Raw genomic sequence first — 26,803 nt, forward strand, 5'->3', positions numbered from 1 at the left:
GCAGTTAAAACAGATTTTCAGACGCCGATGAAGTAAATTTTGCTGAATCTGCTGTAGTTAGTCTGCGAAACATAACTAAAAAAGACTGCTCATTTACATGAGACAGTCTTTTTTAGTTTATTGCTTTTATTTATTAACATACCAGGAGCTACAGACCCGCTTGTTCTTTCAATGTTTCTGCCTTGTCTACACTCTCCCAAGGTACATCCAGGTCTGTACGGCCAAAGTGACCGTAAGCAGCTGTTTGCTTGTAGATTGGACGACGCAGATCCAGCATGCGAATGATACCTGTTGGGCGAAGATCAAAGTTGTTGCGGATCAACTCAACCAGCTTCTCATCGCTTACTTTACCTGTACCGTATGTATCCACGTTAATCGAAACAGGTGTAGCCACACCAATAGCATATGCAAGCTGAATTTCTACCTTGTCTGCCAATCCAGCTGCCACAAGATTTTTCGCTACATAACGAGCAGCATAAGCAGCAGAGCGGTCCACTTTGGTCGGATCCTTACCGGAGAATGCTCCTCCGCCATGACGTGCATAACCACCATACGTATCGACAATGATTTTACGCCCTGTCAGACCTGCATCACCTTGAGGGCCACCAATAACAAAGCGTCCCGTCGGATTGATGTAATATTTGGTTTGCTCGTCCAACAATTCAGCAGGAACAACCGGCAAAATTACCTTTTCTTTGATGTCTGCTTGAATTTGCTCCAGTGTAGTATCCTCTGCATGCTGTGTAGAAACCACAATTGCATCGATACGAACAGGCTTGCCATTCTCATACTCAACGGTTACTTGCGTTTTACCATCTGGACGAAGGTAATTAAGTGTTCCATCCTTACGTACTTCAGACAAACGTCGTGCAATACGGTGAGACATAGCAATAGGCAAAGGCATCAGCTCAGGGGTTTCATTCGTAGCAAAACCAAACATCAAACCTTGGTCCCCTGCACCAATGTTTTCTGTTTCTTTATTCACTTCAGCAGGATCACGGCTCTCCAAGGCAGCATTAACACCTTGAGCAATGTCCGGAGATTGTTCATTTAAAGAAGTCAATACAGCACAAGTATTGTAGTCAAAACCGTACTTCGCACGTGTATAGCCAATTTCCTTGATCGTGTTTCGTACAATGGATGGAATATCCACGTATTCCGATTTGGAGCTGATTTCACCAATGACGAGAACGAGACCGGTAGCTACCGATACCTCACACGCTACCCGTGCATTAGGGTCATTAGCCAAAAAGGCGTCCAATACAGCATCGGATATCTGATCGCAGATTTTATCTGGATGCCCTTCTGTTACAGACTCGGACGTGAACAAATGACGGCCCTTTACAGACATGAACTTCAACCTCCCATAATTAAAATACATGAGGATTTATACGAGAAATCCTGACATGACGATGGTATTATTCAGGTACCTTCAAGCCAGCATATGACAGGAAGATAGCTTTTTCACCTGACTAACAAAAAATGAACCTTTTCCGGTTGGAAAAGGTTGCGTACAAGCCTCAAATGCCATGATATCTTATTTAAAACAAGGTGTCAATTCATATCGCTCAATTACAAGCTTCAAAGTCGGAATAAGTTTACACGTAAATCAATTTTGATTCACATGCAAATAACTGCACTTTACAAGCTAATATATTTAGTTGAAATTATTGCAATTTATAATGCATCAAATTCAGATAAGCTACGTTCAGCAGATTGTACCAATCGCTTCGTAATCTCTCCACCAACAGAACCGTTTTGTCTTGAAGTTAAATCTCGCCAAGCCACATTCCCTTTCCCCGCAAACTCTCCAAATTCCGCAGCAAATTCACTGTCAGCGTTGGGATGTATATGAGAATATTGAGGGTTATAGACAGGGAGCCCAAACTCCGCAGCGATTTCATACTTCAAATCATGTAACCTGGCACGGCTTTCAGGAATTAATTGTCTTTGGCCTCTTGACGCCATTGTACACACCCTCCATTAAATGTATTGTCTTTCATGAGGTTAGTGTGCAGCGATTAGATGTCACTTAGCCAAGAACAATTTGCTATCCCAAGCAGTATTTACGAACAAAGCAGTTTACTGTATCGTATAACCGCCTCGTACCATAACGACCAAGCCAAACTTTTGCCCTTCTTTTACCTGAATACCTCTTCCTTCTCTAGGAAACGATAATAGATGATTTTTTTCGACAACCTGATTATGAACAATTTCTGTTCCAGAAGTAATATCAATAGCACCACTGGCATCCATACTATATACAACAGCATACCCATTGCGTAAAATAAATTCCGCTCCAGCTTTGGCAATTAACTTTTGACCAGGCTTTATATCAACAACCTTTAATTCCTCAGTCTGTTCTACTGCTGTTGAAGCTTTGCCTGTATTAGACGCTCCCGAAGCTGTTGCACTAGAAGTAGCGCTTGTTGTGGATGCTGTTGAACTAGTCGTTTTACTATTACTGCTACTTCCTGATCCTCCACCTTTGATTGCCTGAGCAATTTTCTGATCAACATAGCTTTTAGTTACGACTGGATCATCAGCTGTACCTGGTTGTCCAGGGTCGGAGGCCCCATTTACTGAATTATTCATTAAGGAGCCTGCAACAATTCCTCCACCAAGTAAAACAGTAGCCAACGATATTTTATAGCGTGATTTCATGGAATCCTCCTACAGCAGGTTAATGCATCTGCAAAAACACTTTGTGTTCGTATTATTGGCTTGCTTCAGAAGAAGCACCTTTCATAGCCCACGGTTTATCAAATGCCATTTTCAATGTATCAATATTTGTAACAATATCTTCAGCCTGCTGTTCAGCAGTGGTTACTTTCAAATTAGCCTCATAAACCTGAAGCTCAGTAGCTAAGCCAACATCAAATTGCTTTTTAGTCATATCAGCTGCACTTCTAGCGCTCACCAAACCAGCTTGTATTTGGGAGTACTGACTTTCCAATCCTTTGATGTTGTTATAAATGGTTCTTACAGCTTCTTCAAGCTGTCTCTTTGTACCCTCTGTTGCATACTGAGCTTTTTCAACATCAAGTTGTTGAGCTTCGTATGGCGTATTTCCTGGCGTATTAAAATTGTAGAGTTTCAAGCTCAATTCAGCTAAATCTACTTTTTGTTCACTTAACCAAATAGCAGTGCTGCTAGTAAGTACTTGGCTCACCTTAGTTTCCACATTATCTTTAAACTCAGAATAAACAGGCTTATCCTTTAGTTCATAACGTTGTTCCGGTTTATAGCCAATTACTTGATTCAAAGATACATATGCACTATCCAGATCTTTTTTAGCCTTTTCTAAAGCAGCATGATTTTGAGTCAATTGATTGGTGGCTTGAGTCACCTCATAATCACTCGACATTTGATTATCTCTTTTAATTTGTACAACTTTCAGTTTGCGCTCAGCATCTTCTATATTCAATGCAGCCAGCTTAACAGCATTTTGCTTTTGAAGAAGCTTGTTATAAAGATCTTTTACATTATATTCAATACCTTCTTTGGTCATGTCCAGGTTCTTTTTGGCGGCCTCATAGTTAAGGTTAGTTTGAGCATAACCTTTGAAGGCTTTATCTTGCGCTTCATCGCCTGCTTCTGCAGGAACAAATTTAATATCCTTCCCTGTTTCTTTCATGATTTTTCCAGATTGATCAATATTCGTTTCTGCTGTTTTCACTGAGGTACTATCAGCTATAGCCAGTTTAACTGCATCATCATAAGTCAAAGAATCGTTATAGTAGGTATCATAAGTAACTTTAGTCACAGGAGCTGCAAAAGGCTTACTGGATAAGCTGTTGCTTTGATCACCAGTAGTGATTCCATCAGCTTGATTTGAAATGGTTACTGTCCGTGTAGTCTGATCCCAATTTACTTTGGCGCCTAATGATTGACTCACAAAACGTAAAGGAACAAATACTTGACCCTTCTGAATTTGAGTTGCCGCATCCAGTTGTACAGGCGCACTATTCTTATAAGCCAGTTTAGAACCAACATTTAGAGCTAACGTATCATTATTTTTGGATGCTGTTACTTTTTTAGCTTTGCTATCCCACTCCACTTGCGCTCCCAAACTTTCAAAAACGCCGCGAAGAGGCACCAAGGTTGTATTTTGACTAATCACTGGGGATTGTGTATATTGCTGAGTTACACCGTTAATAATAACCTTTATATCACCTGATTGAGCTCCCGCAAGATTGGCGAACATAGAAGTAAGAGCCAATGTGGACAGTAGTGCCACTCCAAAACGTTTCATAATTTCTCTCCTTTGTCAATAAGGCTAATAAAAGAAAAGGGCTCCAAAAGGAACCCTCTTCTCATCTAATTCAGTTAACTCAAAAGAGCTGCTCTTAAATTAGTTGTTGTTTTCAACAGTAACTGTTTTTGCAGTTGCATCATAGTTAACAGCTGCATCCAGTGCTCTACCTACCCAGTAGATAGGCAGTACAGTACGGTTTTTGTTAGTTACAGCTTTAACGTCCATGCGAATCACAGTACCGTTAACAGTCAACAGGTTAGTGTTCAGTTTGATTTGGGCAACAGTGTTACCTTTGATCAGGGTAACTGTAGAAGTTGCTTTGTCAAACAGGATGTTTTGTGGAGATACACCCAGAGCTTCAGCAGCATAACGTACTGGCAAGTAAGTGCGTCCGTTTTCAGCATAAGCAGCTACATCAGCTGTTTTGCTTTGGCCGTTCACAGTGTAGGAAGTGCTTCCCAGTGTGAAGGTGGCTTTAGTTTTAGTAGCACCTGGAGCTGGAGTTCCAACAGTTGCGATTGCTACTTCAGCAGCTGCAGTGTTGTTGTCTTTCCAGTTTTGAGTGTTGTCAGTTGCGCCTTTGTATGCAGTGTAAGAAACTGCGCTACCTTTCAGCTTAGCAACGATGTCGCCTTGAGCTACAGTACGGTCAACAGTCAGCTTAGGAGCCGAGATTGTGATTGTACTTGGAGTAGCACTTTCGCTATCAATGTAGAAGCTCAGACGGCCTTTATCGCTATCGCCATAAGTATCAGTAGACACGCTCTTCACTTTAACGTCACCAGCTGTAACTTTTACATCTGGAGTAGAAGCAAAACGTACGCCTGTTGGCAATTCCAAGATTACTTCACGGCTACCGTCTTTCTTAACGAAAGCTTCTTTAGCAGCTTCAGTAATTGTGATATCGCCAACTTGTTGGTCGCCCAGACCGATTGTCAGGGTTGGTTTGGATGCAGCAGCCAAAGTAACAGCTTGCTTCACAGTTGCAACCTTAACATTACCGCTCAGACCTTGGCTACCAGCAACTTCAACGTTCAGATCACCGGAGAAACCTGGTTGCGTAGCAACTTCAACGTTTTTCAGTTTCAAAGTACCTGGGTCAGTAGTGCTGCTAGGATTGTTGAAAGTCAATCTCAAAGTACGTTTGTCGGAGTCAGTGTAAGATACTTTCACGTTACCCATACCATTAGTATTTTCGAAAGAACCAACGAAATTTTCTCCTGGGTTATTGCTATCGAAAGTAGACTGCCAACGAGCACCCTCAGGCAAACGCAGAGTTACTGTACGACCTGAAACAAAAGAGTGAGCTACTTTCTCTTTAATTACGATATCGCCAATTTTTTGCTCGTCATGTCCAGCAAGAATTGTTGTTGGAGTAGCAACGGAAACGCCACCACCGATTTGTCCATAGCTACCAACTACGAGGGAGCTAACGTCAGTGGTTGTGTTACCAGAGATCGTTGCAGTAATGTCGCCTTCTTTAGCGTTTGTTTCGTCATCAACGTAGAAGCTGATAGGCAGATTAAATGTTGTTTCCTTAGAACTTACCTTTTTCAAGGAGACAGTCAGAGTATCACCATCAACTTTATAATCTACATCGCTCGGTGCAAGGTCACCATACAGAATAGTAGCAGTGCTTGGAGCGTTCCATTTAAAACCACTAGGCAGTTTCAGCTTGATGTTATTATTGTTAGCCAAAGAAGCTGCAGTTTGCTCTTTAACTTTCAATGTTGCAGTGAAATTATCAGTGTTAGAAACAGTATCCAAAGCGGACAAAGATACTTGACCGGAAGATACTACGTTTGCAATTGCAACTTCACCGCTAGTCAAACCACTTGTAGAAGAAGCATCGATGGAAGCTTTCACTGGTCCATTGCTAGGTCCAGCAACATTGATGCTTGCAAAGTTCAAGTATACTTTTGCACTATCCAAAGAGTTTTCAAAATTGAATGTTACACGTGCAGAGTTATTAGTTAGTTGTTCAACTTTCAGTGGATCAGCAGGGAAAGGATTGTCAGTAGTCGCTTTAGATTTATTGTCACCAGCGTCAACATAAACACCTAAACCATAAGTAGCATCACTAGCAGAAGTTGTAGCACCAACTGCACCTTTCGGAGCAGTACCGAAAGTGAAGCCTTTAGGCAAAGTAACAGTGAACGAAGAATTTTTAGCAACAGAAGCTTGGGAAACGGTAATTCTTGCTCTACCTAAAGTAGCGTTGTCTTGCTGTCTAGAATCGATACTTGGAGTATACACGGATTCATAGCTAGAAGCTGCATGGATAGCAGTTGGTGCAGTCAATGCTGCGATTGGAGCTGCAACACCAGCAACCAATGTTGCTGTTGCCAGCACGTTGATCATTTTTTTGTTAAACTTTGTCATAACCTTTTTTTCTCCTCCTTGAATATAAACAGAAATATTATTTTTGTCTTTTTGTCGGATCTTGTCACTCATCAGTCGTTACACCTCCTTTCCGAGCTTTATGAGAACCCTTATAAAATGATATCTGTGACAATATCACAGAAGCTTGGAATCTAGTTGAAAGAAAGCGTCCATTTATGACGTACTCCAGTATTATACAATGTGATAACAATGCAGTAAAGATTTTTTTTAGCGAATTTTGTCTTTACGCTTTTGTACCCCTTTGTTTCATACTCACCCAATTAGACGTAGCATAGGTTTAAAAAGTTGCGTCAGTTTCAAAAAAAATTTATTTTTTTTTGATTATGTATTCCGCTTTCCACAGTCATAATTATACTATTAAACCTGTTCCTCCGTCATCCTACAACTTTTACCTTACCAACCTTAAATGTACAAGGTGATTCCCATACATTAAAGTCAGTCTTCAATGGAGTATATTCATCAAGAATTATCCATAGAATATATAAAGTACATAAAGACTATAGATTCCTTGTAGAAATCTAATACTCTAATACAGTTTTAAGTAGTAGGAATGACGGAGTAACAGCAATTTACTGTAAGATAACGAAAACGAATTATTTCACTACATTAATTTTCGCACCATCTGAAAGCAAACTTACTCCCTTAACGACGACATTTTGCCCTTCAGTAAGCCCTTTGGTTACCTCAACCTGTTTGGCGCTTTCCTGGCCTGTTTGCACTTCTACCCGCTTAGCAACAGTTCCTTCCACTACATATGCATACTTCTTCCCTGCCTGTTCTAAAATTGCATCCTGCGTTACAAGGATATTGCGCGGAGCTTCTGTTTTCATGTAAACATTCACAACCATACCGGATTTGAACTCGCCAGATGGATTGGGAACAGATATTTCGACAGGATATGCTTTGAGATCATTATCCATAACGGGATTGACCGCCGTCACTTTAGCATCAATTCGTTTGCCTAATGAGTCCACCCCCACAGTTACAGTGGATCCTACATTTAGCTTAGTCAAATCCTCCTCAGAAACATTGATCTTGGCAAGGATCGGATTGGTATTGGCAATCGTAACAACAGCTGACTGAGGGCTGACCATTTGCCCTGTCGTTCCTGAAACTACAGAAATAGTACCCGACATAGGGGATCTGACTATAGCATTCGCAAGCTGACTACGTGCAGTGTCTAGAGAAGCCTTGGCCTGATTCACCGAAGCACGCGCCACATCAATACCTGTTTTCTGCTGTGCAAGACGCAATGATTTTAGAGCATTATTGTATGTTGTTTGGGCACTTTCCTTGGATGTTTGTGCATTATGCAGTGCAATCTGAGCGTTTTCCAGCGCTGTTTGAGCTTTTTTAAACGCTATTTCGGACTGCTCCAAGTCAGATTGCGAGACAGCACCAGCACTAAACAGCTGCTGGTTTCGAGTTAGCGTGCTTTGGGCATTATTAACGGAATTTTGAGCATCTACCAGAGAATTCTGAGCTTGTGTAATAGAGCTATCTTGCTGAACAAGTGCACTTTTAGCTTGGTCTACACTGGACTCAGCCTGCTGCACAGATTGCGCTGCTCCAGACTCAGCCTGCTTCAAATTAGCCAGTGTAACCTGATAGGATTCCTGATTTTGTGTAATTGTGTCCTTGAGATCCTTTTGATCAATCGTAAACAAAACGTCTCCCTTGTTTACCTTTTGTCCGACTGTCAAATTAATGCTCTCTATCTTCCCGCTAATTTTCGGAGAAACCTGAGCTGTATCCTTAGGCGCAAAGCTGCCTACAATACCTGTTGAATCCGCTATACTTCCTTTAGCTACTTTTGTTACCTGGATTGGAATTGCCATTTGGGCAGCAGGAGCAGCAGCGGGGGCTTCCCCCCCACCGCAGCCTGCCAACGCGACAGAAAGAAGCAATGTCGTGGCTATCAGAGCACTTTTTTTATTCATTATTTCTCTTCACCCCATTATTAAATGTGAACATTCTTTTGTTGCAGCTTTGTTTGTTTTTTAAGCTCTCTCTTCGCCTGTCTTTTCAACTTCCGTTCTTTACGCTTTTCTATTCTGTTATCCATGATAACGTAAACTACCGGAACAAGAATCAGTGTAATAATAGATGCGAAGGACAACCCGAACACGACAACAACAGCCATGGGCGCTTGGGATTCGTTGCCATTTCCTGTAGCAAATGCCATTGGAATCAAAGCAAGCACGGTAGCAAGTGTAGTCATCAAAATCGGGCGTAACCGTTCAGATGCACCATGAATAATAGCTTCATCCCGATCTTGTCCTTCTTTTCGGAGTTGAATGATGAAATCAATCATAACAATAGCATTGTTGACAACCAAACCGACGAGCATGATATAACCAGTAAAAGCTGGTACACTGACGCTCGCTCCCGTTACAACTAGACCGATAAGTACACCAATTAACGTAGGCGGAATCGAAAACATAATAACAAACGGCGTAAGCAAGGATTCAAATTGACCTGCCATAACCATATAGATCAGCACTACAGATAGTAGGATAGCTATTCCGAGATTTTTAAAAGACTCCATCATTTGCTGTGTTTGTCCGCCATCCGTATCTAATCCATAGCCCTCAGGGAAATGAGTGCTCTTCAACAGAGCATCTATTTTTTGATTAACTGTACCTAAGTCCACTGATCCGTCTAGGTCAGCAGTAATATTGACCTGACGCGTCTGATCTTGACGACTAACCGTATCCGGAACAGCACGTTTATCTATGCTTGCAACCGACGACAAAGGTACATCAATACCTTGTGCGGTTGTAATACGCAAAGATTGCAGATAGGAAAAGTCATGACGGTCCTGCTCTGGCAAAGATATTCTAACATCTATCTGATCTTCACCTGTGCGATAACTTGTAGCGACAGATCCATTAAAGGAAGTGTTCACATTAGACAAAATTTGAGTTGCTGACAAACCATATCGGCTGGCAAGCTCCCGGTTAACGTTGATCTCGTATTCTTCACGCACTGCACTCAAACTACTTTTTACATTGACTGTCCCTGGTATTTTTTTCACATCGGTTACGAGATTGTCTGAGAGTTCCCTCAGTACGTCAATATCGTCACCTTTCAGGTTAATCGAAACAGCAGACCCGCTTGTTGAAGTCCCTGTTGCAGACTGAATTGTAATTTCAGCATCAGGAATGCTATCGAACTTCTTCCGCAGTTCAGCTACTACATCATCTGTTGCCTGAATACGCCCATCCTTCAATGTAACGGATAGCTCCGCCGAGTCAGTTGGTGTTGCACCTGACCAACCTGAAGTACCACCGGAACCGACGGTCACTGTCATTTTGTCAAGATCCGGAATTTTTAAAATTTCTTTTTCTATCCCTTGAACAACTTCATTAGTTTCTTTCAATACTGTCCCGTTAGGCATTTTCACATCAATTGAAAACTCACCTTGATCAGCTTTTGGAATAAAATCAAGCTTAACCATAGAACCCAAGGAGCCCGCTGCAATAAACATTAATAAAATGATGATCAGGACAGATTTCCGATGGTTAATTCCCCAATTTAGTACGCGCCGATATCCGCCCTTGAATTTTTCAAATCCGATATTAAACCAGATAATCGGGTTAATACCTTTATAAGTACCCGAAGAATATAGAGATTCATCTGGCACGGTGGGCAACCAACGCGAACTGAGCATCGGCACAATCAGAAGCGATACTAGCAAGGCAGCAATATGAGAAAAGATAACAGTTAATGCCAACGGTTTAAATAAAGCTCCCGCAAGTCCGTCGACAAAAACAACTGGTAAAAACACTACGATCTGTGCAAGTGCAGACGCCATTACCGCATTACCCACTTGCTTGGAGCCATCAATAGCGCCCTGGAGCATGCTCTTTCCTTCATGTCGTTGTCTAAAAATATTTTCAATAATAACAACGGCAAAGTCGACAAAGGACCCTAACCCCAGTAGCAAACCGCTCAATGAAATGACGTTGATGGTTTGCCCGCTGAAATACATCATCATAAATGTAGCCACAAAAGAGATTGGAATAACAATAGTTGCAATAATCATAGAACGCGTACTATTCAGGAATAGTAACAGCACAATTGCGGCTATAATGAGCCCCAATATAGCATGCTCTATTAATGAATGTACAGAGTCTCTAATAGGTTTGGAAGAATCTGTGACCATCTCCAGTTGAGTTCCCGGAGGCAGATCCTTCCGTATTGAATCTAAACTTTCCTTCACAGAATTAGCGATTTCTAGAGTATTTCCTCCTGTAGCTTTATTAACAGAAATATTAATACTAGGCTTTCCATTAAAGGTAGAAATGGTAGTGACTTCTTCCACAGAGTCTTCAACTGTCGCGATGTCCTTTAATTTTACGCTTCCCTTTCCTACAGGGATTGGCGTTTCACCCATTTCTGAAACAGCTTTATATTCACCTTGAACCCGAAGCTGGATTTGTGTATTACCACGATATACAGAACCAGCAGAGCCAGCTACATTATTAGCTGATAGCGCTTGGCTGATTTGATCCAGCGTAATGCCATAGCTTTGGAGCTTCGCTTGATCTACAGTAATTTTCACAAGCCGTTCTTGCCCGCCTGACATGTTGGCCGAGGCTACTCCAGAAATTCTTTCCAGACGTGGCTCAATAATATCTTTAGCAATAGGCTTCAGCGTGTTAATATCCTGATTCCCTGTAAAAGCGAGCGTAACAACTGGCTTTGCGTTGATATCCGCTTTAATTACGCGCGGTGAATTTGCCGCCTTTGGAAGAGACCCCCGAACCCCATCAATTTTATCTCGCATGTCTAGGGTTGCCTGGTTTATATCTACTCCCCAATTAAAATAAACTATGACCATAGATGATCCTTCTGAAGACTGGGACTGGATATTATCCACATTCTCAATAGAAGCCAGACTCTTTTCAATAGGTTTGGTCACCAATTTCTCAACTTCTGTCGGTGTCGAATTAGGCATACTGGTCACTACCACAGCAATAGGCAGCTTCAGATCAGGCATATACTCGACAGGAAGCCTTAACGAAAAAATACCGCCCCCGATCAACAAAGCAACAATTAACATAAATACTGTTACAGGACGGCGTATTGAAAACTGAGACATCTCATCACTCCCCACTCACTTCTTTATGTAACTTTTAAGCACACTAATCCTCTACTACGAAAAAACAGGCGTAAAGTTTCAGATATATGTGCAAAAAAAAGCAAAAAAAATATATAAGCAAATAATAAACACATTTTGAGATAAATACTTAAAAAAAAGTAGTTAATTTAAATGCATTTAAGGTGATTCAAAAAGCAAAGGCGCTGTAAACTTTCCCCTTAGTTATTTGCTCATTGATATTATGGCACAGGCCCTCAATTCCAGTCAAATAGCTGATTTATAAAAAACATCCCTCTCATGTCTATGAAAGGGAATTCCAATTTTGCATGGAGGGATGTTCAATAAATCAAGCTTATAAGGATTAGATTTTAGGGAGCAGCTTTTTATCAGCCATAACTTTACCAATAATAATAGCTGCATCGCCACGCAAGGTCAGAGATGTAGGGTTAAACATATATCCTTGCTTCAGATCACTTGCATCAACAGGCGAACCTGTGATAAAGCCCTTCTTGGCAATAGCCAGTACAGATGCTTGTGCATAATAATCAATCTTGTCTGCATCTTTAAAGGTTTTGGACAGATTCTTCATGATCTTGTCATGATCTGTTTCCAGCTTCAAATTCAATGCCTTGGCGATAATGACCGCTGCATCTTGGCGCGTGATTACATCTTCCGGCATAAAGATTCTCGGTTGCGAGCCTTTTATAATGCCGGCACGTGCAGCCGTTTCAATATAACGATAATCGTAAAGAGCATCTGCTGATATCGTATTTGGAATGGACACATCGTCAAAATGCTTTGCCCCACTGAAATTAAGAGGAAGTTGCAGGCCTTTAACAATCATGGCCGTGAATTCGCCTCTCTTAATGTAGCTATCAGGTCCAAAACTATTAATTGGATCCATCGGATTCATGACACCTTTAGCCAGAATAGCCTCAATGTAATCTCTGGCATACTTGTGCTTAATGACATCACTATACGTTTCTCCAACCTTTGCGACTACATAATACCCGAAACGATCGAACGGTACTTTAATGGTATGTTTCTTCGGATCCACCACACCACCAATGTTCTGCCAATCTTTAAGATCAGAATCAAAATAGAACACTGTCATTTGTTTCCCTGCGTCCTGAGAGATACTATTATCATACGTCAGCGTTAATGTACCGCGCTTTGAAGGTACTAATTCGTTAGCCGGATCACGCCAGTAGAAATTTTTGATTTTACTGCTGTCATTTTGCGACTTATTGGCCAATTGATAAGGATCGGCACCATAAGTTACCGGATCATACCCATCTGTTTTAATATCATCCGCTATACCTGGGTCAATCCAGAATACCGGACTCGACATGTTAAAGCGAGTTGGGAAATCTCTGTTAAAGTATCTGCTTCCATCTGCAATCAAGCTCCGCATATCCGATAATGCTTTTTCAGTTTCAAATTCATGACGGTCTACTACACCATCTTCGCTATTTGCTATTGCAAAGTACAACGTATGGCCAGAGAATACCTGGTTTTTGAATTGTTGAGGTTGGTCGTAATCGCGACGGATCAGACTAGTTCCCTTTGCAAAAGCAAGTGCAAGATTACCATCAAACACTTTATGCGATGTTTTCATGGCTTCCATGTACTGCTCGCCAGGAATATTCGTAGGCACATATTTCACAGTAATAGATTGTTTCAGTTTTTCCTTACCTACTGTAACGATGACATCAATTTTATTATCCTTATTGGCTTTCAGTCCTGTAACGATGGCTTTGTAGGTTGAAGGATAATCAATGGTGCCATCATAATCAGAGTCAAATCCCTCTTGAACTGCTGTTTCCTTACCCACTGTAACACTATCTGCATTAGGCGCGTTCACAACCACTTGCACAAAGTTTTGATTCACGATTCTCTTTTCAGGGAGCGGACGCAAAATATCAAAAGCCGTGGATTGACCGGATACTTGCAGGCGGAAAGTAGCAAATGGTCCGCTCTTGCCACTGTTGTACAAGGTAATGTTATAGGCTACTGGTGTTCCATCCTGCGGAACGGTTTGGTTTTTCAACACAAAGCTGAAATACTTTTTGTCCGGATGATAGTACACAAGCAGGTCCTTTAAATCTTTGCTTGTAAATTTATCTGTAGTAGCGCCGGAGTTGTACGTTGTTTTGGCATCTTCTGCTGAGAAAAACTCATTATTCAACGTCCAGTTCATCTCAGTGCCGTCCGAACCCTTAATCTCCAGAATATATTGATCTTTATTGGCAATATCACTTAATGAACCATTTACCTGATCTGCTTTACCCAAATCGGCAATACTGAAAGTACCAAACACATTGATATTTTTCAGAGAAGTTTTGTAGTTTGTGTCATCTACCTTAGTAAAATTGGCATCTTTTGCTTTTGGTGCAATCTCGCTATATTTCGGTGTACTGCTCAAGCCGCTAACTGGTGTAAAAGGGATAATCCCTTGTGTGTTTGGCGCCGGAATTACCGGGATATTCGTCTGTGTAAAGTTTACTTTTACGGTATTGCTATACTCAATACCTGGCTTGTACACAAACTTGATTTCATTATTCCCATTCGCTAGCGCATTGGCTGCGGCTGCTTCCGAGGAAGCAGCAAGCTTAAAGTCTGCTCCTGAGCCATCCAGATCAACCAGCACATTGTTGACATACAAGAATACATTTCGGTTAGCGCCAGTGTAATGAATATCTGCTGTGTTGCTTACATCAAGCAATTTACCTTTAAAGTACCCCAGTTGTGTCAGTTTATAGGTGTTCAAGTTTGCACTTGATGTATTCAACGGGATTTGCTGCCCGTCATAGATGGTATCATATTTCATGAAAGGACCCTGCAATAGGTTTACTGTTGCTTTAACCAATTTGCTTGTGTCGCCATTCAGGTAGAAATTCAGTACGTTTTGCCCTTCTTTAGGCAGAGTATCTACATAAGCAACGATTTTCTTCACTTGTGTTGCCTTTCCATTGATTGTCCGAATCACATCTTGAGGCGAACCCACAGTATGAACGGATACACCAGAAAGTTCAGAAATCGAAGAAGGAGCGCCGTTGACAACAATGAACTCCATACCTACAGGAACAGATGGAGCATCTGTGGTCTTGTTCTTCATAGAGCTTCCAGTTAATTTTATGGCTTCATCTATGGCAGCGGCCTGATCAGACCCGCTTCCATTAATTCTGCTCAACAATTGATTATTAAAATCAGGAAGATAGTTTACATCATCAATGTATGGCTGAGTGCTGCTGCGCAATGTAAATTGAACAGCCGATGGAGCTGGAGGTGTACTGCTATCAGTATAGGTTATACCCAGGGATGCTCTGGTCAAATGATCAATTACAGCCTCTGAAGGTACAGTCACCTGGAATGGATACACCTTATAGCCATTTGATGTAACCACATTAGCAGTATCAATCGTGGCATCAATCCCAGTAGCGCTACCTACAGCACTGCCATTGTTACTTACATCTGTAAAGCGTGCGTTAATCGTAGCTACTCCCGGATCGGATGCACCGCCTGGAACCAAAACCTTACCATTCAAAACAATTCCACTCGTAGATGAAACGGTGAAGTCAGGCGAAGTGGTCAGGTCAGCAGACACATTTCCATCCTTGCTCAAGTTTAAATCGGAAAATTCAGGTTTGCCTGTATAAATTGTAATTTCACGCATCACCGTAAGGGCCTGAGTTCCGTTGCCTACTTTAATAGTCACTATATTCTTACCCGGACTGAGTACAACACTACCTGTTAGTTTATAGCCGGTATAAGAGTTAACAGTATACGTATTACTGCTTTTTGCAGACGTGAGCGTTACACTGCCAGCATTAGGCGCCGTACCTTGAATGACTACCTTGACGTCATCCGTACCGCTATTTCTAGCGTCTGTCAGCACAGCTGTTTGGTTCTCTACCAATTGCTCGGTTTCACCATTCAGTGCAGCAGACAGATCATAAACCTTGGGTCCATCCTGGTACTCTACATAAATAGAATCCTTCATATCAGCCGAATTTTGACTGCTTTGGAATGTGATTCTGTTCAAGCCAGGAAACAGTTTAATGTCTGAAACTTGAAGCGTAGAGCCGTTGACTGAAATTCCGCCTTTTTGACTCTCATTTTTATTTACCACGTTAAGGGTCGTTCCGTTTTTAGAGAGCTGGAATACACTATACGATATCGTGCTTCCGTTCACTCCGTTAATCGTACCGTTTACTGTAATACGGTCGGTGTTAACCGATCTGGCCGAATCGGCATCATATTTTTCATTTGGAAAAATAAAATAAGTTCCTGTCGCAGCATGAGCCGTACCTACCAGGGCCGCCGGCACCAAGCCAATGATGAGACCAACCGTCAGCAACATGGATAGCAATCGTTTCAAATCATTGTCCTCCTTTGATTCTGTCGCACCTTGGGGCACGTAATCATTCAATACTTTTTTTATCGGTAGTGAACATACAAAAAATTAGTAAATTCTCAAAAAAGGAGGGAGATTTTTTACAGCAGACAACAAAAAAGCCTTCAAACCCGCGGCAAACCGCCAAGCTTGAAGACTTACTTTTAAAATGAAAATTTATAATTTCGATCGCGTCTGCGAATCTGGCTTAGCCAACAAGCGAATCAGTGTGTTAATCACTGGACGCTTTGTTTTACCCACGAGACCAATGACCTCTGCACCAATCTGCAGGAAAAACATCATAATACATATCACAACAAAGATAACCCAGTTTGCTTCATTAAGCGCAGCATACGATTGAATCACAGCTAATACACCGAAAAATGCAGCAATACAGTAAATAATCAATACGGTCTGTCTGTGACTGAAACCTAGCTCGCGCAAGCAATGATGCAGATGACCTTTATCCGGTGAGAAAATCGGTTTTTTCTGCAGTTTGCGACGAACAATGGCAAAAAATGTATCCGATAATGGTACACCGATAATAATCAATGGCGTAATAAACGATACGATAGCAATTTGCTTGAAACCAAGCATGGACAGCATGGCCAGACAGAAACCTAAAAACAGCGACCCAGTATCACCCATGAATATTTTAGCAGGATGAAAGTTAAAAAACAAAAATCCAACAATGCTGCCCAGCAGTACCAGACAAAGCATAGCCACCATATAGTTGCCCATCAGAAGGGCCATTACAAAGATGGTTCCAATCGCAATTCCCGATACACCCGCAGCCAGTCCATCCAGACCGTCAATCAAATTGATGGCATTCGTTACACCTACAATCCAGAAGATCGTAAGCGGGATGGAAATCCAGCTCTCCAAAGACGAGTATGCATCCTGAAAAGGTACATTTACAAAGTCCACACGAATATCAAAAGCAAACACAACCATACAAGCAACGGCAATTTGAGCCAAAAATTTCAACTTTGCATTGAGATCAAAACGATCATCGAGAGCACCAATCAGTGTAATCAGCGTACCGCCAATCAGAAAGGCCGCGATAAAGTTAATATCCCGTGAGGACAGCATTCCGTCGGGTACTAAAGGCAAAATCGCCAATAAGGACAACAGAAACGCCAAGAAAATCCCCAGTCCGCCAAGTCGCGGCATAATCCGGGTATGTACTTTTCGGGCATTCGGTACATCGACGGCTCCAACCTTAACAGCGAATTTCTTAACGAGCGGTGTCAGTAACAGCGCAAGTCCCAGTGCCATGACGAAACCAATAATATAGATCAATAGCATTTGATCATTCGACCCCCAATTTTAAAGCAAATCCCTTTTCAGATGTAACCGCATTGAATTATACTCTGATCAAAAATAAATACCAAGCTTCATATTCTGGCAAATTAGCGGGTTTTAAAGGTAGATTCAAGCTATTTATCACTCTTTTGTGACGTTTTCTTTTTCACGCATCACTTTCACGGCGAATTTGGGCAGCGCAAGCATTCTTTTGTACCGGCTAGGCTCTTTAAGTAGCCTATACAACCACTCGGCTCTGAGTTTCTGGAACAATTTGGGTGCTCGTTTTGTTCTGCCAGATATAACATCGAAACTACCGCCAACCCCCATCATTATCGGCACGCCAAGTTGCTCCTTGTATTTACCAATCCACGGTTCCTGTGTGTCCGCGCCACGTGCTACAAACAACAAATCGGGATTCGCTTCACGAATAGCTGCAATGACTGCCTTGTCCTCTTCGGGTCCAAAAAATCCATCACGTTGGCCACAAACCGTAATCCGAGGATAAAGCTCATGTACCCGTTGTGCAGTCGCTTGAATCACCTCGGATGTTGATCCAAGTAAATAAACTTTCCAACGATAGTTTTCTCCGGCTCTAAGCAATTCATGTAACAAGTCAAAACCGGCCACTCGCTCAGGTACAGGATGTCCTACATAATTTGCGGCCCAGACCACGCCAGTCCCATCTGGAACAATTAATTCGGCCTGCTTCATCACTGACATGTACTTAGGGTCTTCCAATGCAGCCATAACCATAATCGGATTGGCAGTGATCACTTGATGGGGTCTGCGAGACTCCACCGCCTGGATTAATACATTTAAAGTATCTTTCATATTAAGCCTTGATACCCGAACACCGAAAATCGGGACGGTAGGCACATTCGTAACCTTATCAACTGTCACTGTATCCATCATCCTTTGCGACACAAGTAATTAATGATATGCTGTGCCGGCAAACGGGCCTCGCTCTTCAACAAAGCAATTGCCGCTCCCTGGCTCTCGATCCATTGATTTCGCTCGTCTAGCAGCCGCGTAGCCTCTTGAGCCAGCTTTTGTCCATCCAGCGCTTCTGTAGTGCCTACTGGCTGGCTGCCGACACGACTGAGGAAATGGTCAATTTTGGGATCGTAGGATATCCCCAACGGGGGGACATGATGGGATGCTGCATAGATCAAGCTGTGCAGTCTCATCCCGATCATCAAGCTGCAACGACTGACTTCCAACAGCATCTGCTGAGGATCGGTAACCTGATCACACATACTGACACGACTTCCCGTTGACGTAATATCCCCCAACAAATCCATGACCATTCTCGAGGCCTCCTCGTCGTCAGGCAAATGGAACGGTAAGAAACGCAAGTGTACACGGCGTCCAGCAGCTAATTTTTTCAAACCGTCTGCAATAGCCTTTAATTCACGATGCTCCTTGTCCCAGTAGCGGACTGACACACCAACGATCGGAAGCTCGCCCTGATCATTCTCAGCCGCTTGCTCGGCAGCGGAGGGCAATGGTAGTCCCATTACCGGATCGGGAACAACCTCGACAGGCGGGCGCTTAAGCTTCATGCTATTCAGTAATGCAGCGGATTGCTTGTCTCTTACAGATACATATTCGCAGCGTTGAAACACAGACCGGATCATGGGGTAAAATATCTTTCGTTGCACCGGACCAATGCCCTGAGCATATACAAACGTCGGCTTACCAGCCCATTGAGCCAACTTGAGAATTGCAAGGTAATAAGGAATGCTTTTGGGACTTGTCGCATCCTGAAGCAAGCTTCCACCACCACTGATTAACCCGTCGCTGTTTTGAATCGCTTTTCGAACTTCCCCCAGGCTCATACGTGGGACAGCTTCTACTCCATACATTTTCTTTGTCCATGCGGGGTCGGAAGACAGAACAACAGGCTTGATCGTAATCCCTGCTTCACGACTTTCCTCTTCTAATGCAGTCAAAATGGACTTGAGTACCGCCTCATCTCCACTATTGCGAAAGCCGTAATAACCCGAGATTATTATCGTTTGAGCTGTGGTGACCATTTCTTCCAACATCCTTCCAGCACTTGCCACACGACAATTGCGATAATTCCCAGGAGCAGACCCAGTCCCAATCCTAATAACCCGCGACTAAGCGAGAGTGCTGCTGGAGAATGAATGTGAGCAAAGGTATCCACCATAGAAGCTTGACCGATAGCAGCTATAATCAATAAATAGATCGCTTTGCGGTATTTTAACGCCAAGAACGCGCCTGCAATAAACAGCGGGTGTGCCATCAAGAATTCCTTATTACGAGGACGTACACCAAATGCATTCTCAAGAAAATTCCGGAAAACCAGCTCCGTGTTCGACACTGTACCTGCATTCCCCGTACGGCTCAAGTAGTATAATCCTGCGGCTCCGATAACAGCCAATGCAACTACCCACAGTACGGTAATCGGCGTACGGAGCAGCTTGGAAATTTCCTCACGTATAGAAACGCCACGATAAAAGAAAATATATACCGCAGCCAAAAAGATTGGCAGAATGTGAAGCAAACCCACACCTCTAAACTGGTTCAATACAAGACTGTAAGCAATACTATTCAACAGCGCAATAACAAAAGGCACCGCAGCCAGCGACAAAATTGCTGTTCGCACGTACAAGATAAGGGTTTGAACCAACCGCTGACCTGTAGAAAGCTCCTGTTCTTGTTTAATTCTAACGGTACGTACGGCAATAACCATTGCTACTGTAGGGCCGCTAATTGCTGCGAGCAACGCCAAGCCTTGCTCCATCAGGCTGGAGTTCAAGACATAAAGTCCTGCGGAGCCAACCAAACCGACTACAAAGACCAGCAGGGTCAACACCGGGGCGAAATAAGACACCATTATGGAGAAGAATGCAAGTGCACCCAATACGACGACCACTTTTAGATAGCGTTGAATTGACGAATCAACCACCTTGAATGGTTCAGCCTGTCCGAGCTCAAATCCCTTATTCTCCATCCGTTGTATAGCGTTACCTGGTTTGTCCAAGCTGTGGATCAGATTGTCTACCGAATCCTTTACTTTTGCCTCAGCCACGCTGCGCGTAGGGGCAGTATTAAGATAAAGCATGCGAATATTGCGATCCTTGGTCGCCAATGCAAAACGGTCCGCCAAGGTCTCGACATCAAGTGTTGAATCCTTGTCACTCAGAGAATACAGTCGGACAACGTTATAGTGAATATCGTAGGCAAGCCTGTTGAAGCCTGCTTGTGGTTTTTTCAAGTTTTCAATAGTAGCCAAGCCAATATCATATTTATTAAGCAATTTAGCAAATGCCGCCAAGCTATGCTCTTTTTCGTTATCTGTAAAGCCTTTGACCGAATCCCCTTCAAACAAAATGCGTTTCACACCATTCTGTTGAAAGGAGGCCAGCATCTCTTCCGTCAATTTTTCGTTATAAGGAAGACTGTCACTCATCCGCGGAACAATAAAAAATCCTTTGCTCCGAAGCTGCTTCATAGCAATCGGGTCAGGCTGCATCGGCTTAAGATACGCATCCTCCGGGGATGTTTCCACAACCAGCCCTTCTTGTCCCTGATAGCTCCATGGCTTCACGTTAATGCCAAGGCTTGTAAACGTACGTTCAATTAACGGCTTTAGTGCCTCAGCATTTTCTTTGTCAGCAAAAACAACATACGTAAAATTCTCATTTGCAGGTGAAAGACGTTTTTCCAAATCAGCAACGTTCTGAGTCGTATAGGTTACGACCCGGCCCGCTTTACGGAAATCGTCCAATGTACTTTCATACATTGCCATACTGTTTACACCCGCTTGCTTTAAGCGGTCCAGCTGCTCGTTCAAATAGTCCTGCGGGTGAGCCTGGTACGAAGCTGCCTCTGTCAAATCCCGATAATCGAATACAATCTCTACTTTTTTACTTGAAGATTCTGTCTTCACACGATCGGCGATGATTGGGATGGAGGCCAGCAAGCCGAGTGCAACCAGAATCCATAACCATTTTCGAGAAGCCGTATTCCAATACTGCCATTTCTGATACACCAAAGAACCTCCTTAATATCGTTGCCGCAATAAATCTATTTTCCCAATGCCTATTCCAGATTATTCGCAACATAGAAATGACCCCCACGGCGTACTGCCCTTTGCCGTGAGAGGTCACCGATTACTTATTTCATATCCAATTGTCTTACCCTATTCTATTATAAATGGATTTGTCTCAAGCGTCTACGCGCGCCATAACAGCTTCCGCCAGACGGCTGATTCTTTGCTCCGCATCTGCCAGCGAAGAACCGCGTACCGCGAAGTATACTTTGATTTTTGGCTCAGTACCAGAAGGACGCAGACAGAACCATGAACCGTCCTCCAGTAAAAATTTGAGCACATTTTCTTGTGGAAGACCGTCCAACCCTTGCGAGTAGTCCAGTACCTTGTCTACCTTCACCCCTGCAATCTCTTGAGGGACGTTGCTGCGCCAATCCGCCATTTTTCCCTGAATCTGCGCCACTCCGTCCTTGCCTTTCAGAGTACGAGACTCCAACGTCTCAAGGAAGTATCCAAACTGATCGTACAGCTCTTGTAAAACATCATACAGCGTCTTACCTTGAGTGCTGTAATAAGCAGCAGCTTCAGCAATCAGCATAGCCGCCAGAACAGCATCCTTGTCGCGAGCATAATTGCCTGCCAAATAGCCATAGCTCTCTTCATAACCGAACAGGTAGGTATAATCTCCCGTTTGGTCAAACTGGTTCATTTTCTCACCAATATATTTAAAGCCAGTTAGCGTATTAAACACAGTTGCGCCAAAATGTTCGGCAATGACTGCACCCATTTCGCTGGTTACGATGGTTTTGATGACCGCCCCGTTATTCGGAAGCTTACCTGTTTCTTTTAGCTGATTCAACAAGTAGTACGCCATAATTGCGCCGGACTGATTTCCAGACAATACTACATATTCGCCGTCACGGTTCTTCACAACCGCCCCCATGCGGTCAGCATCAGGGTCTGTTCCGATCAACAAATCCGCACCAATCTTCTCACCCAGTGCAATTGCTAACTTGAATGCATCACGTTCCTCCGGGTTAGGCGATTTGACAGTGGAAAACTCAGCATCAGGCAGCTCTTGCTCAGGTACAATATGCACCTGCTCAAAGCCGATTTTCTCCAGCACACGGCGCACCGGTACATTTCCAGTTCCATGAAGAGGTGTAAATACAACCTTAAAGTTTTTCCCTGGTCCGGCTGCAATCAGCTCACGGTTCACACTCACACTGGCCACCGTCTCTACAAACGCTTCATCTTCCTTTTCTCCAAGCCAAACCAGCAGTCCCTGTGCCTCTGCTTCTTCACGGGTCAGACGGTTAATATCAGCAAAAGTAGGAACCTCACGGATATAACCAATCACCTGCTCAGCCTGATCAGGAACAAGCTGGCCACCTTCATTATTGTATACCTTGTATCCATTATATTCAGGCGGGTTATGGCTCGCAGTTACGACAATCCCCCCACTGGCTCCCAAATGACGTACGCTAAACGAAAGCTGTGGCGTCGGACGCAGGGACGGGAACAACTTAGCTACGATACCGTTGCCTGCCAGCACCAAGGCTGCATCCAGGGCAAACTCCGGCGAGAAATGGCGCGAATCATGTGCAATGACAACCGAAGGCTTGCCTTCTTTTCCAGCATGCTGCTCTAAAATATAGCGAGCCAGCCCTTGAGTCGCACGTCCAATGACGTAGCGGTTCATTCGGTTACTGCCAGCACCAATTACTCCACGCAAACCACCTGTACCAAATTCCAACTCTTTGTAAAAGCGATCCTCCAACTCCTGCTCGTTGCCCTCCAATGCGCGCAACTCCTGTTTGGTTTCTTCATCAATATAAGGGTCTTGCAGCCAGCTCTCAATGCCTTCTAGTGCTTTTTCACTCAACTGCGTCATACGGAATTTCCCCTCTCCATTTTTGTTGTCAAAACAGGGTTTCTATGTACACATGCACTCGGTTCAAACGTCGTGCTTATGTCAGCAGAGCCTGCTTATTGAGGAGGATCGGATAAAGCAAACATAATCTCGCCCTCAGCTACTACCGTATCGCCTACTTTAGCCGTAGCTTTCCCCTTGCCGAATGCCCCTTTAGAACGGGTTATTTCCACTTCAAGCGTCAGCGTATCCCCAGGAACCACCTGTCCGCGGAAGCGGAAACCATCCAACCCAGCCAAGAAACCGATTTTGCCGCGATTTTTCTCTAAATGCAGTAATGCAACAGCCCCAACCTGAGCCAGTGCTTCGGTGATCAGCACACCAGGCATGACCGGATACCCCGGAAAATGTCCGATGAAATGAGGCTCACTCATCGTTACATTTTTAATGCCTACTGCTCTTACCCCTTCCTCCAGCTCAATGATGCGATCCACCAACAAAAATGGCGGTCGATGGGGAATAATTTCCTGAATTTGATTAACATCCAATTGCAATTTGTCCATTTACCTTAATAACTCCTCTCGCTTGCAGGTTTGGTTTGCACCAATCATAAATGGCTGCAAGCATAATATTACCCTACCTGAGCTGCATAAAAACAGTGCAAAGCGGCAACAATGTTAGATATCCTTCACCTACTGCAGAAGTGAAGGTTGAGATAAGGGGCTTTTTCCGCCGGTTACGCAACCAGAGGCGCGGAGAGGCCCTTTTGCCCGTATTTGGTCTTACCCCGCAGTGTTACAAACTCCCCATCATTATACAGTTATCGGATGCAAAAAGAAAATTACGCGGAAGTACCATATTGGTTGCTCCTATTATGGGGTGAAACGGGCGTTCAATTTGAGTCAAGGGGGGCGGGCTGCGCGATTTATTTGATCTTCCGATCGCTGTTGCCCCTTAATTTTTTCATTTTATAAAACCTGTAAGGTTAAAATTTAGGGGCAAAGGCGAACGCTATCGCTTCTCCAGATTCAAATAAACCTCTCCGCCGAGTTACTTTTGGCTCAAAAGAAAGCCTCGCTTCAATAATGCTCGCTTGTCGTGAAGGGCGAAACAAAACAACCGAAGGCCTCTGTGATGGCCTCCATTGGCCGCAATCCATGCGTGCTACGCTGGAGGGTTCTGCATTGAATGCATTGAAGACAAAACAAAACCCTGCGCCACTGGCACAGGGTTTTGTTGTTTTATTACTACCCACACAAATTGCGGGTGGTTTATTTTAATAAGAGTGGTCCTAATGGCGGGTAGCAGCGGAGCGGGCAGAATTGTTCTGGAGAAGCGCAGCGTTTGCCTTTATCCCCGGATTCAAACTTCCAATGTTTTAAAATCAAAAAGGAATCCGGGGATAACAGCAATCGGAAGAACAATCTGCACGCGGAGCGGTCTTTTCCCACCACAGCCACTCATTTAAAGTAAACTAAGGCGCAAATATAAGATCAATGACATGCTGCCAGGTTTTCCATTCAAATACGCCTGCCAGTCCTTGCTTACCTACAATCACGTATCCTACAATTAAACCACCTAACAGTGAAAACAGGAGCAGCAGCGGAACTACGAAATAACGGGCAGTACGCCAACGGGACTTTGTCTTTTCAGGAGCTCGACGGGAATCGGATTGTTCTTCTTTCATTACCAAAGCCCTAAGCCCTCAGATTGTTAGCCAGGTTCATCATCGTATCGCTAGAGGTCAGCGCCCGCGCTGCCATTTGATACATCCGCTGAACTTGCATCATATCTGTCATTTCACCCGCTAAATCCACGTTGGACTGTTCCAGGTAACCGGAACGCACGGATACGTCCGTTGGAACAGCACCCGCTACACCTGCTGCACCGAATACATTTGCTTCTGTTACTCCATTCGCTAATACGAACAGGTTATCATCCCGCTGTTCCAGTCCTTCTGGACGTTGAACATCCATCAGCTTGATTCGCTGACCAGCTGTTGGTTCGCCCGTCCCATTAGCACGAATCAACAACTCACCGTCCGAATTAATAGCCACCTTGGAGCCTGCTGGCGCAGTCACAGGAATATCATTGTTGTCCAGTACCGAATAGCCTTCAGCCGTGGTCAACATCATCGTTGCACTGTCATTCGGGTCAGGAACAAAATGAAAGCTACCGTCACGAGTCCAGGCTTTTTGCCCATTGCCCTGAACTTCAAACATGGCATTGCCCTGGATTGCCAGATCGGTTGGAAGCCCCGTCTCCTTGAGTGATCCTTGTTCCATATTTTTCATAATTGAGGCCGTTTTAACTCCGTAGCCCAAATTATAACCCAGCGGCATAGCCCGCCCGTTTTGGAGATACGTTGAAGGCTGTTGCTGTACATTAGCCAGCACATCTTCAAAGGAGCCCTGTTTACTCTTATAGCCAGTCGTATTGATATTAGCGATATTATCGGCAATCAAATCCAAACGCTGTTGCACACTGGCCATAGATACCATTGCGCCAATCATGGAGTTGTTCATCACTTACCCCCTGTTATACACGGCCTACTTCGTTAACGGCCTTGTCCAAGCTTTTATCATAAAATTGAATAACCTTCTGATTCGCTTCATAAGCTCTTAACGCAGCCATCATATCCACCATCGACTGCGAAGCATCCACATTAGATACTTCCAGATAACCCTGACGAACAGACACAGTATCATTAGCGGTCATCATTCTGGCTGTAGCCCCATCCGTATCATTCAGGCGGAAATTCCCATTGCCCTCACGAACGAGCTGGTACGGCCGATCTATGACACTAATTCCAAGCGTTGTTCCCAATGTCTGGTTGGACTGGCTATCCACCAATTCGCCCCGCTCATTTACTTTAAGTGCTGAGACAGCACCCGTCAATCGAATCGGTTTGCCATTCGTATCCAGCACTGCTGAGCCAGTCGATGAAAGCAATGCCCCCGCTCCATTTACCCGAAAATGTCCATCACGTGTATAGCGTACATTACCGTTATTGTCACGGACCGTAAAAAACGCTTCTGGACGATAGGTGACTTCACCGTTAGCATTAACAAATTTCCCTGCCTGATCAAAAGCCATAGGCTGACCCGTTGCCGGGTCGTTCACACTGATATTGGACTGTATCGCGAAATCCGTGGCCTGTCCGCTGTCCTTCAATATCCCCTGAATGTAAGGGGAGAGGCTTTCCTCGGCAAAAACGCCAGTATTGAGCTTGCCGACCGTACGGTTCGGATTATCCGGGTTACCGCCCGTCATAGAAATAAGCATTTCCGGAAAAGAACGTTGAACGCTGTTCTCCTGCTTGTATCCCGGCGTATTCATATTGGCAATATTTTGCGTCACGGTGTCATGGCGTCGTTGCTGTGTCATCATTCCGGCTGCCGCAGTATATAGACCTCTCAACATGTATCGTGCACCCC

General features: G+C 43.7%; 17 protein-coding genes. All 17 read right to left on the bottom strand.

The window, feature by feature from the left end:
- Nucleotides 1-148 precede the first annotated feature (148 nt).
- Complete coding sequence (gene metK, locus GCU48_RS08105; RefSeq protein WP_152379644.1) at nt 149-1,351, bottom strand: methionine adenosyltransferase; 1,203 nt, start codon at nt 1,349-1,351, stop codon at nt 149-151.
- A 326-nt stretch (nt 1,352-1,677) separates the two neighbouring features.
- On the bottom strand, nt 1,678-1,968 hold the full coding sequence (locus GCU48_RS08110) for an alpha/beta-type small acid-soluble spore protein (RefSeq protein ID WP_152379645.1): 291 nt from the start codon (nt 1,966-1,968) through the stop codon (nt 1,678-1,680).
- Between the two features lie 114 nt (nt 1,969-2,082).
- On the bottom strand, nt 2,083-2,664 hold the full coding sequence (locus GCU48_RS08115; RefSeq protein WP_152379646.1) for a hypothetical protein: 582 nt from the start codon (nt 2,662-2,664) through the stop codon (nt 2,083-2,085).
- 52 nt (nt 2,665-2,716) lie between these two features.
- Nucleotides 2,717-4,255, bottom strand: coding sequence for a stalk domain-containing protein (locus GCU48_RS08120; protein WP_152379647.1), 1,539 nt, complete (start codon nt 4,253-4,255; stop codon nt 2,717-2,719).
- A 99-nt stretch (nt 4,256-4,354) separates the two neighbouring features.
- On the bottom strand, nt 4,355-6,712 hold the full coding sequence (locus tag GCU48_RS08125; protein WP_152379648.1) for a copper amine oxidase N-terminal domain-containing protein: 2,358 nt from the start codon (nt 6,710-6,712) through the stop codon (nt 4,355-4,357).
- A 542-nt stretch (nt 6,713-7,254) separates the two neighbouring features.
- Entirely contained in the window at nt 7,255-8,601 is a 1,347-nt protein-coding gene (locus GCU48_RS08130) for an efflux RND transporter periplasmic adaptor subunit (RefSeq protein ID WP_152379649.1), read from the bottom strand.
- A 20-nt stretch (nt 8,602-8,621) separates the two neighbouring features.
- Nucleotides 8,622-11,768 (bottom strand): efflux RND transporter permease subunit, encoded by a 3,147-nt coding sequence (locus GCU48_RS08135; protein ID WP_152379650.1) that lies wholly within the window; start codon nt 11,766-11,768, stop codon nt 8,622-8,624.
- Between the two features lie 361 nt (nt 11,769-12,129).
- Complete coding sequence (locus tag GCU48_RS08140) at nt 12,130-16,149, bottom strand: S-layer homology domain-containing protein (RefSeq protein ID WP_152379651.1); 4,020 nt, start codon at nt 16,147-16,149, stop codon at nt 12,130-12,132.
- A gap of 192 nt (nt 16,150-16,341) precedes the next feature.
- Complete coding sequence (locus tag GCU48_RS08145) at nt 16,342-17,472, bottom strand: glycosyltransferase family 4 protein (protein ID WP_152379652.1); 1,131 nt, start codon at nt 17,470-17,472, stop codon at nt 16,342-16,344.
- Nucleotides 17,473-17,610: 138 nt separating this feature from the next.
- Entirely contained in the window at nt 17,611-18,372 is a 762-nt protein-coding gene (locus tag GCU48_RS08150; RefSeq protein ID WP_152379653.1) for a WecB/TagA/CpsF family glycosyltransferase, read from the bottom strand.
- 8 nt (nt 18,373-18,380) lie between these two features.
- Nucleotides 18,381-19,508, bottom strand: a complete 1,128-nt coding sequence (gene csaB, locus GCU48_RS08155; RefSeq protein WP_025717587.1) for a polysaccharide pyruvyl transferase CsaB — start codon at nt 19,506-19,508, stop codon at nt 18,381-18,383.
- Complete coding sequence (locus GCU48_RS08160; protein ID WP_152379654.1) at nt 19,484-21,493, bottom strand: DUF5693 family protein; 2,010 nt, start codon at nt 21,491-21,493, stop codon at nt 19,484-19,486. The genes csaB and GCU48_RS08160 overlap by 25 nt, the downstream gene beginning before the upstream one ends.
- Nucleotides 21,494-21,668: 175 nt before the next feature.
- Nucleotides 21,669-23,387, bottom strand: a complete 1,719-nt coding sequence (locus tag GCU48_RS08165) for a phospho-sugar mutase (protein ID WP_152379655.1) — start codon at nt 23,385-23,387, stop codon at nt 21,669-21,671.
- Between the two features lie 95 nt (nt 23,388-23,482).
- On the bottom strand, nt 23,483-23,929 hold the full coding sequence (fabZ, locus tag GCU48_RS08170; RefSeq protein ID WP_152379656.1) for a 3-hydroxyacyl-ACP dehydratase FabZ: 447 nt from the start codon (nt 23,927-23,929) through the stop codon (nt 23,483-23,485).
- Nucleotides 23,930-24,840: 911 nt separating this feature from the next.
- Complete coding sequence (locus GCU48_RS08175) at nt 24,841-25,053, bottom strand: DNA-directed RNA polymerase subunit beta (RefSeq protein WP_152379657.1); 213 nt, start codon at nt 25,051-25,053, stop codon at nt 24,841-24,843.
- A gap of 10 nt (nt 25,054-25,063) precedes the next feature.
- A complete protein-coding gene (locus tag GCU48_RS08180; protein ID WP_152379658.1) occupies nt 25,064-25,891 on the bottom strand; it encodes a flagellar hook-basal body protein in 828 nt (275 codons plus the stop codon).
- A gap of 13 nt (nt 25,892-25,904) precedes the next feature.
- Nucleotides 25,905-26,789 (bottom strand): flagellar hook-basal body protein, encoded by an 885-nt coding sequence (locus GCU48_RS08185; RefSeq protein WP_152379659.1) that lies wholly within the window; start codon nt 26,787-26,789, stop codon nt 25,905-25,907.
- Nucleotides 26,790-26,803 lie beyond the last annotated feature (14 nt).

Source organism: Paenibacillus brasilensis (assembly GCF_009363115.1).
Taxonomy (GTDB): domain Bacteria; phylum Bacillota; class Bacilli; order Paenibacillales; family Paenibacillaceae; genus Paenibacillus; species Paenibacillus brasilensis.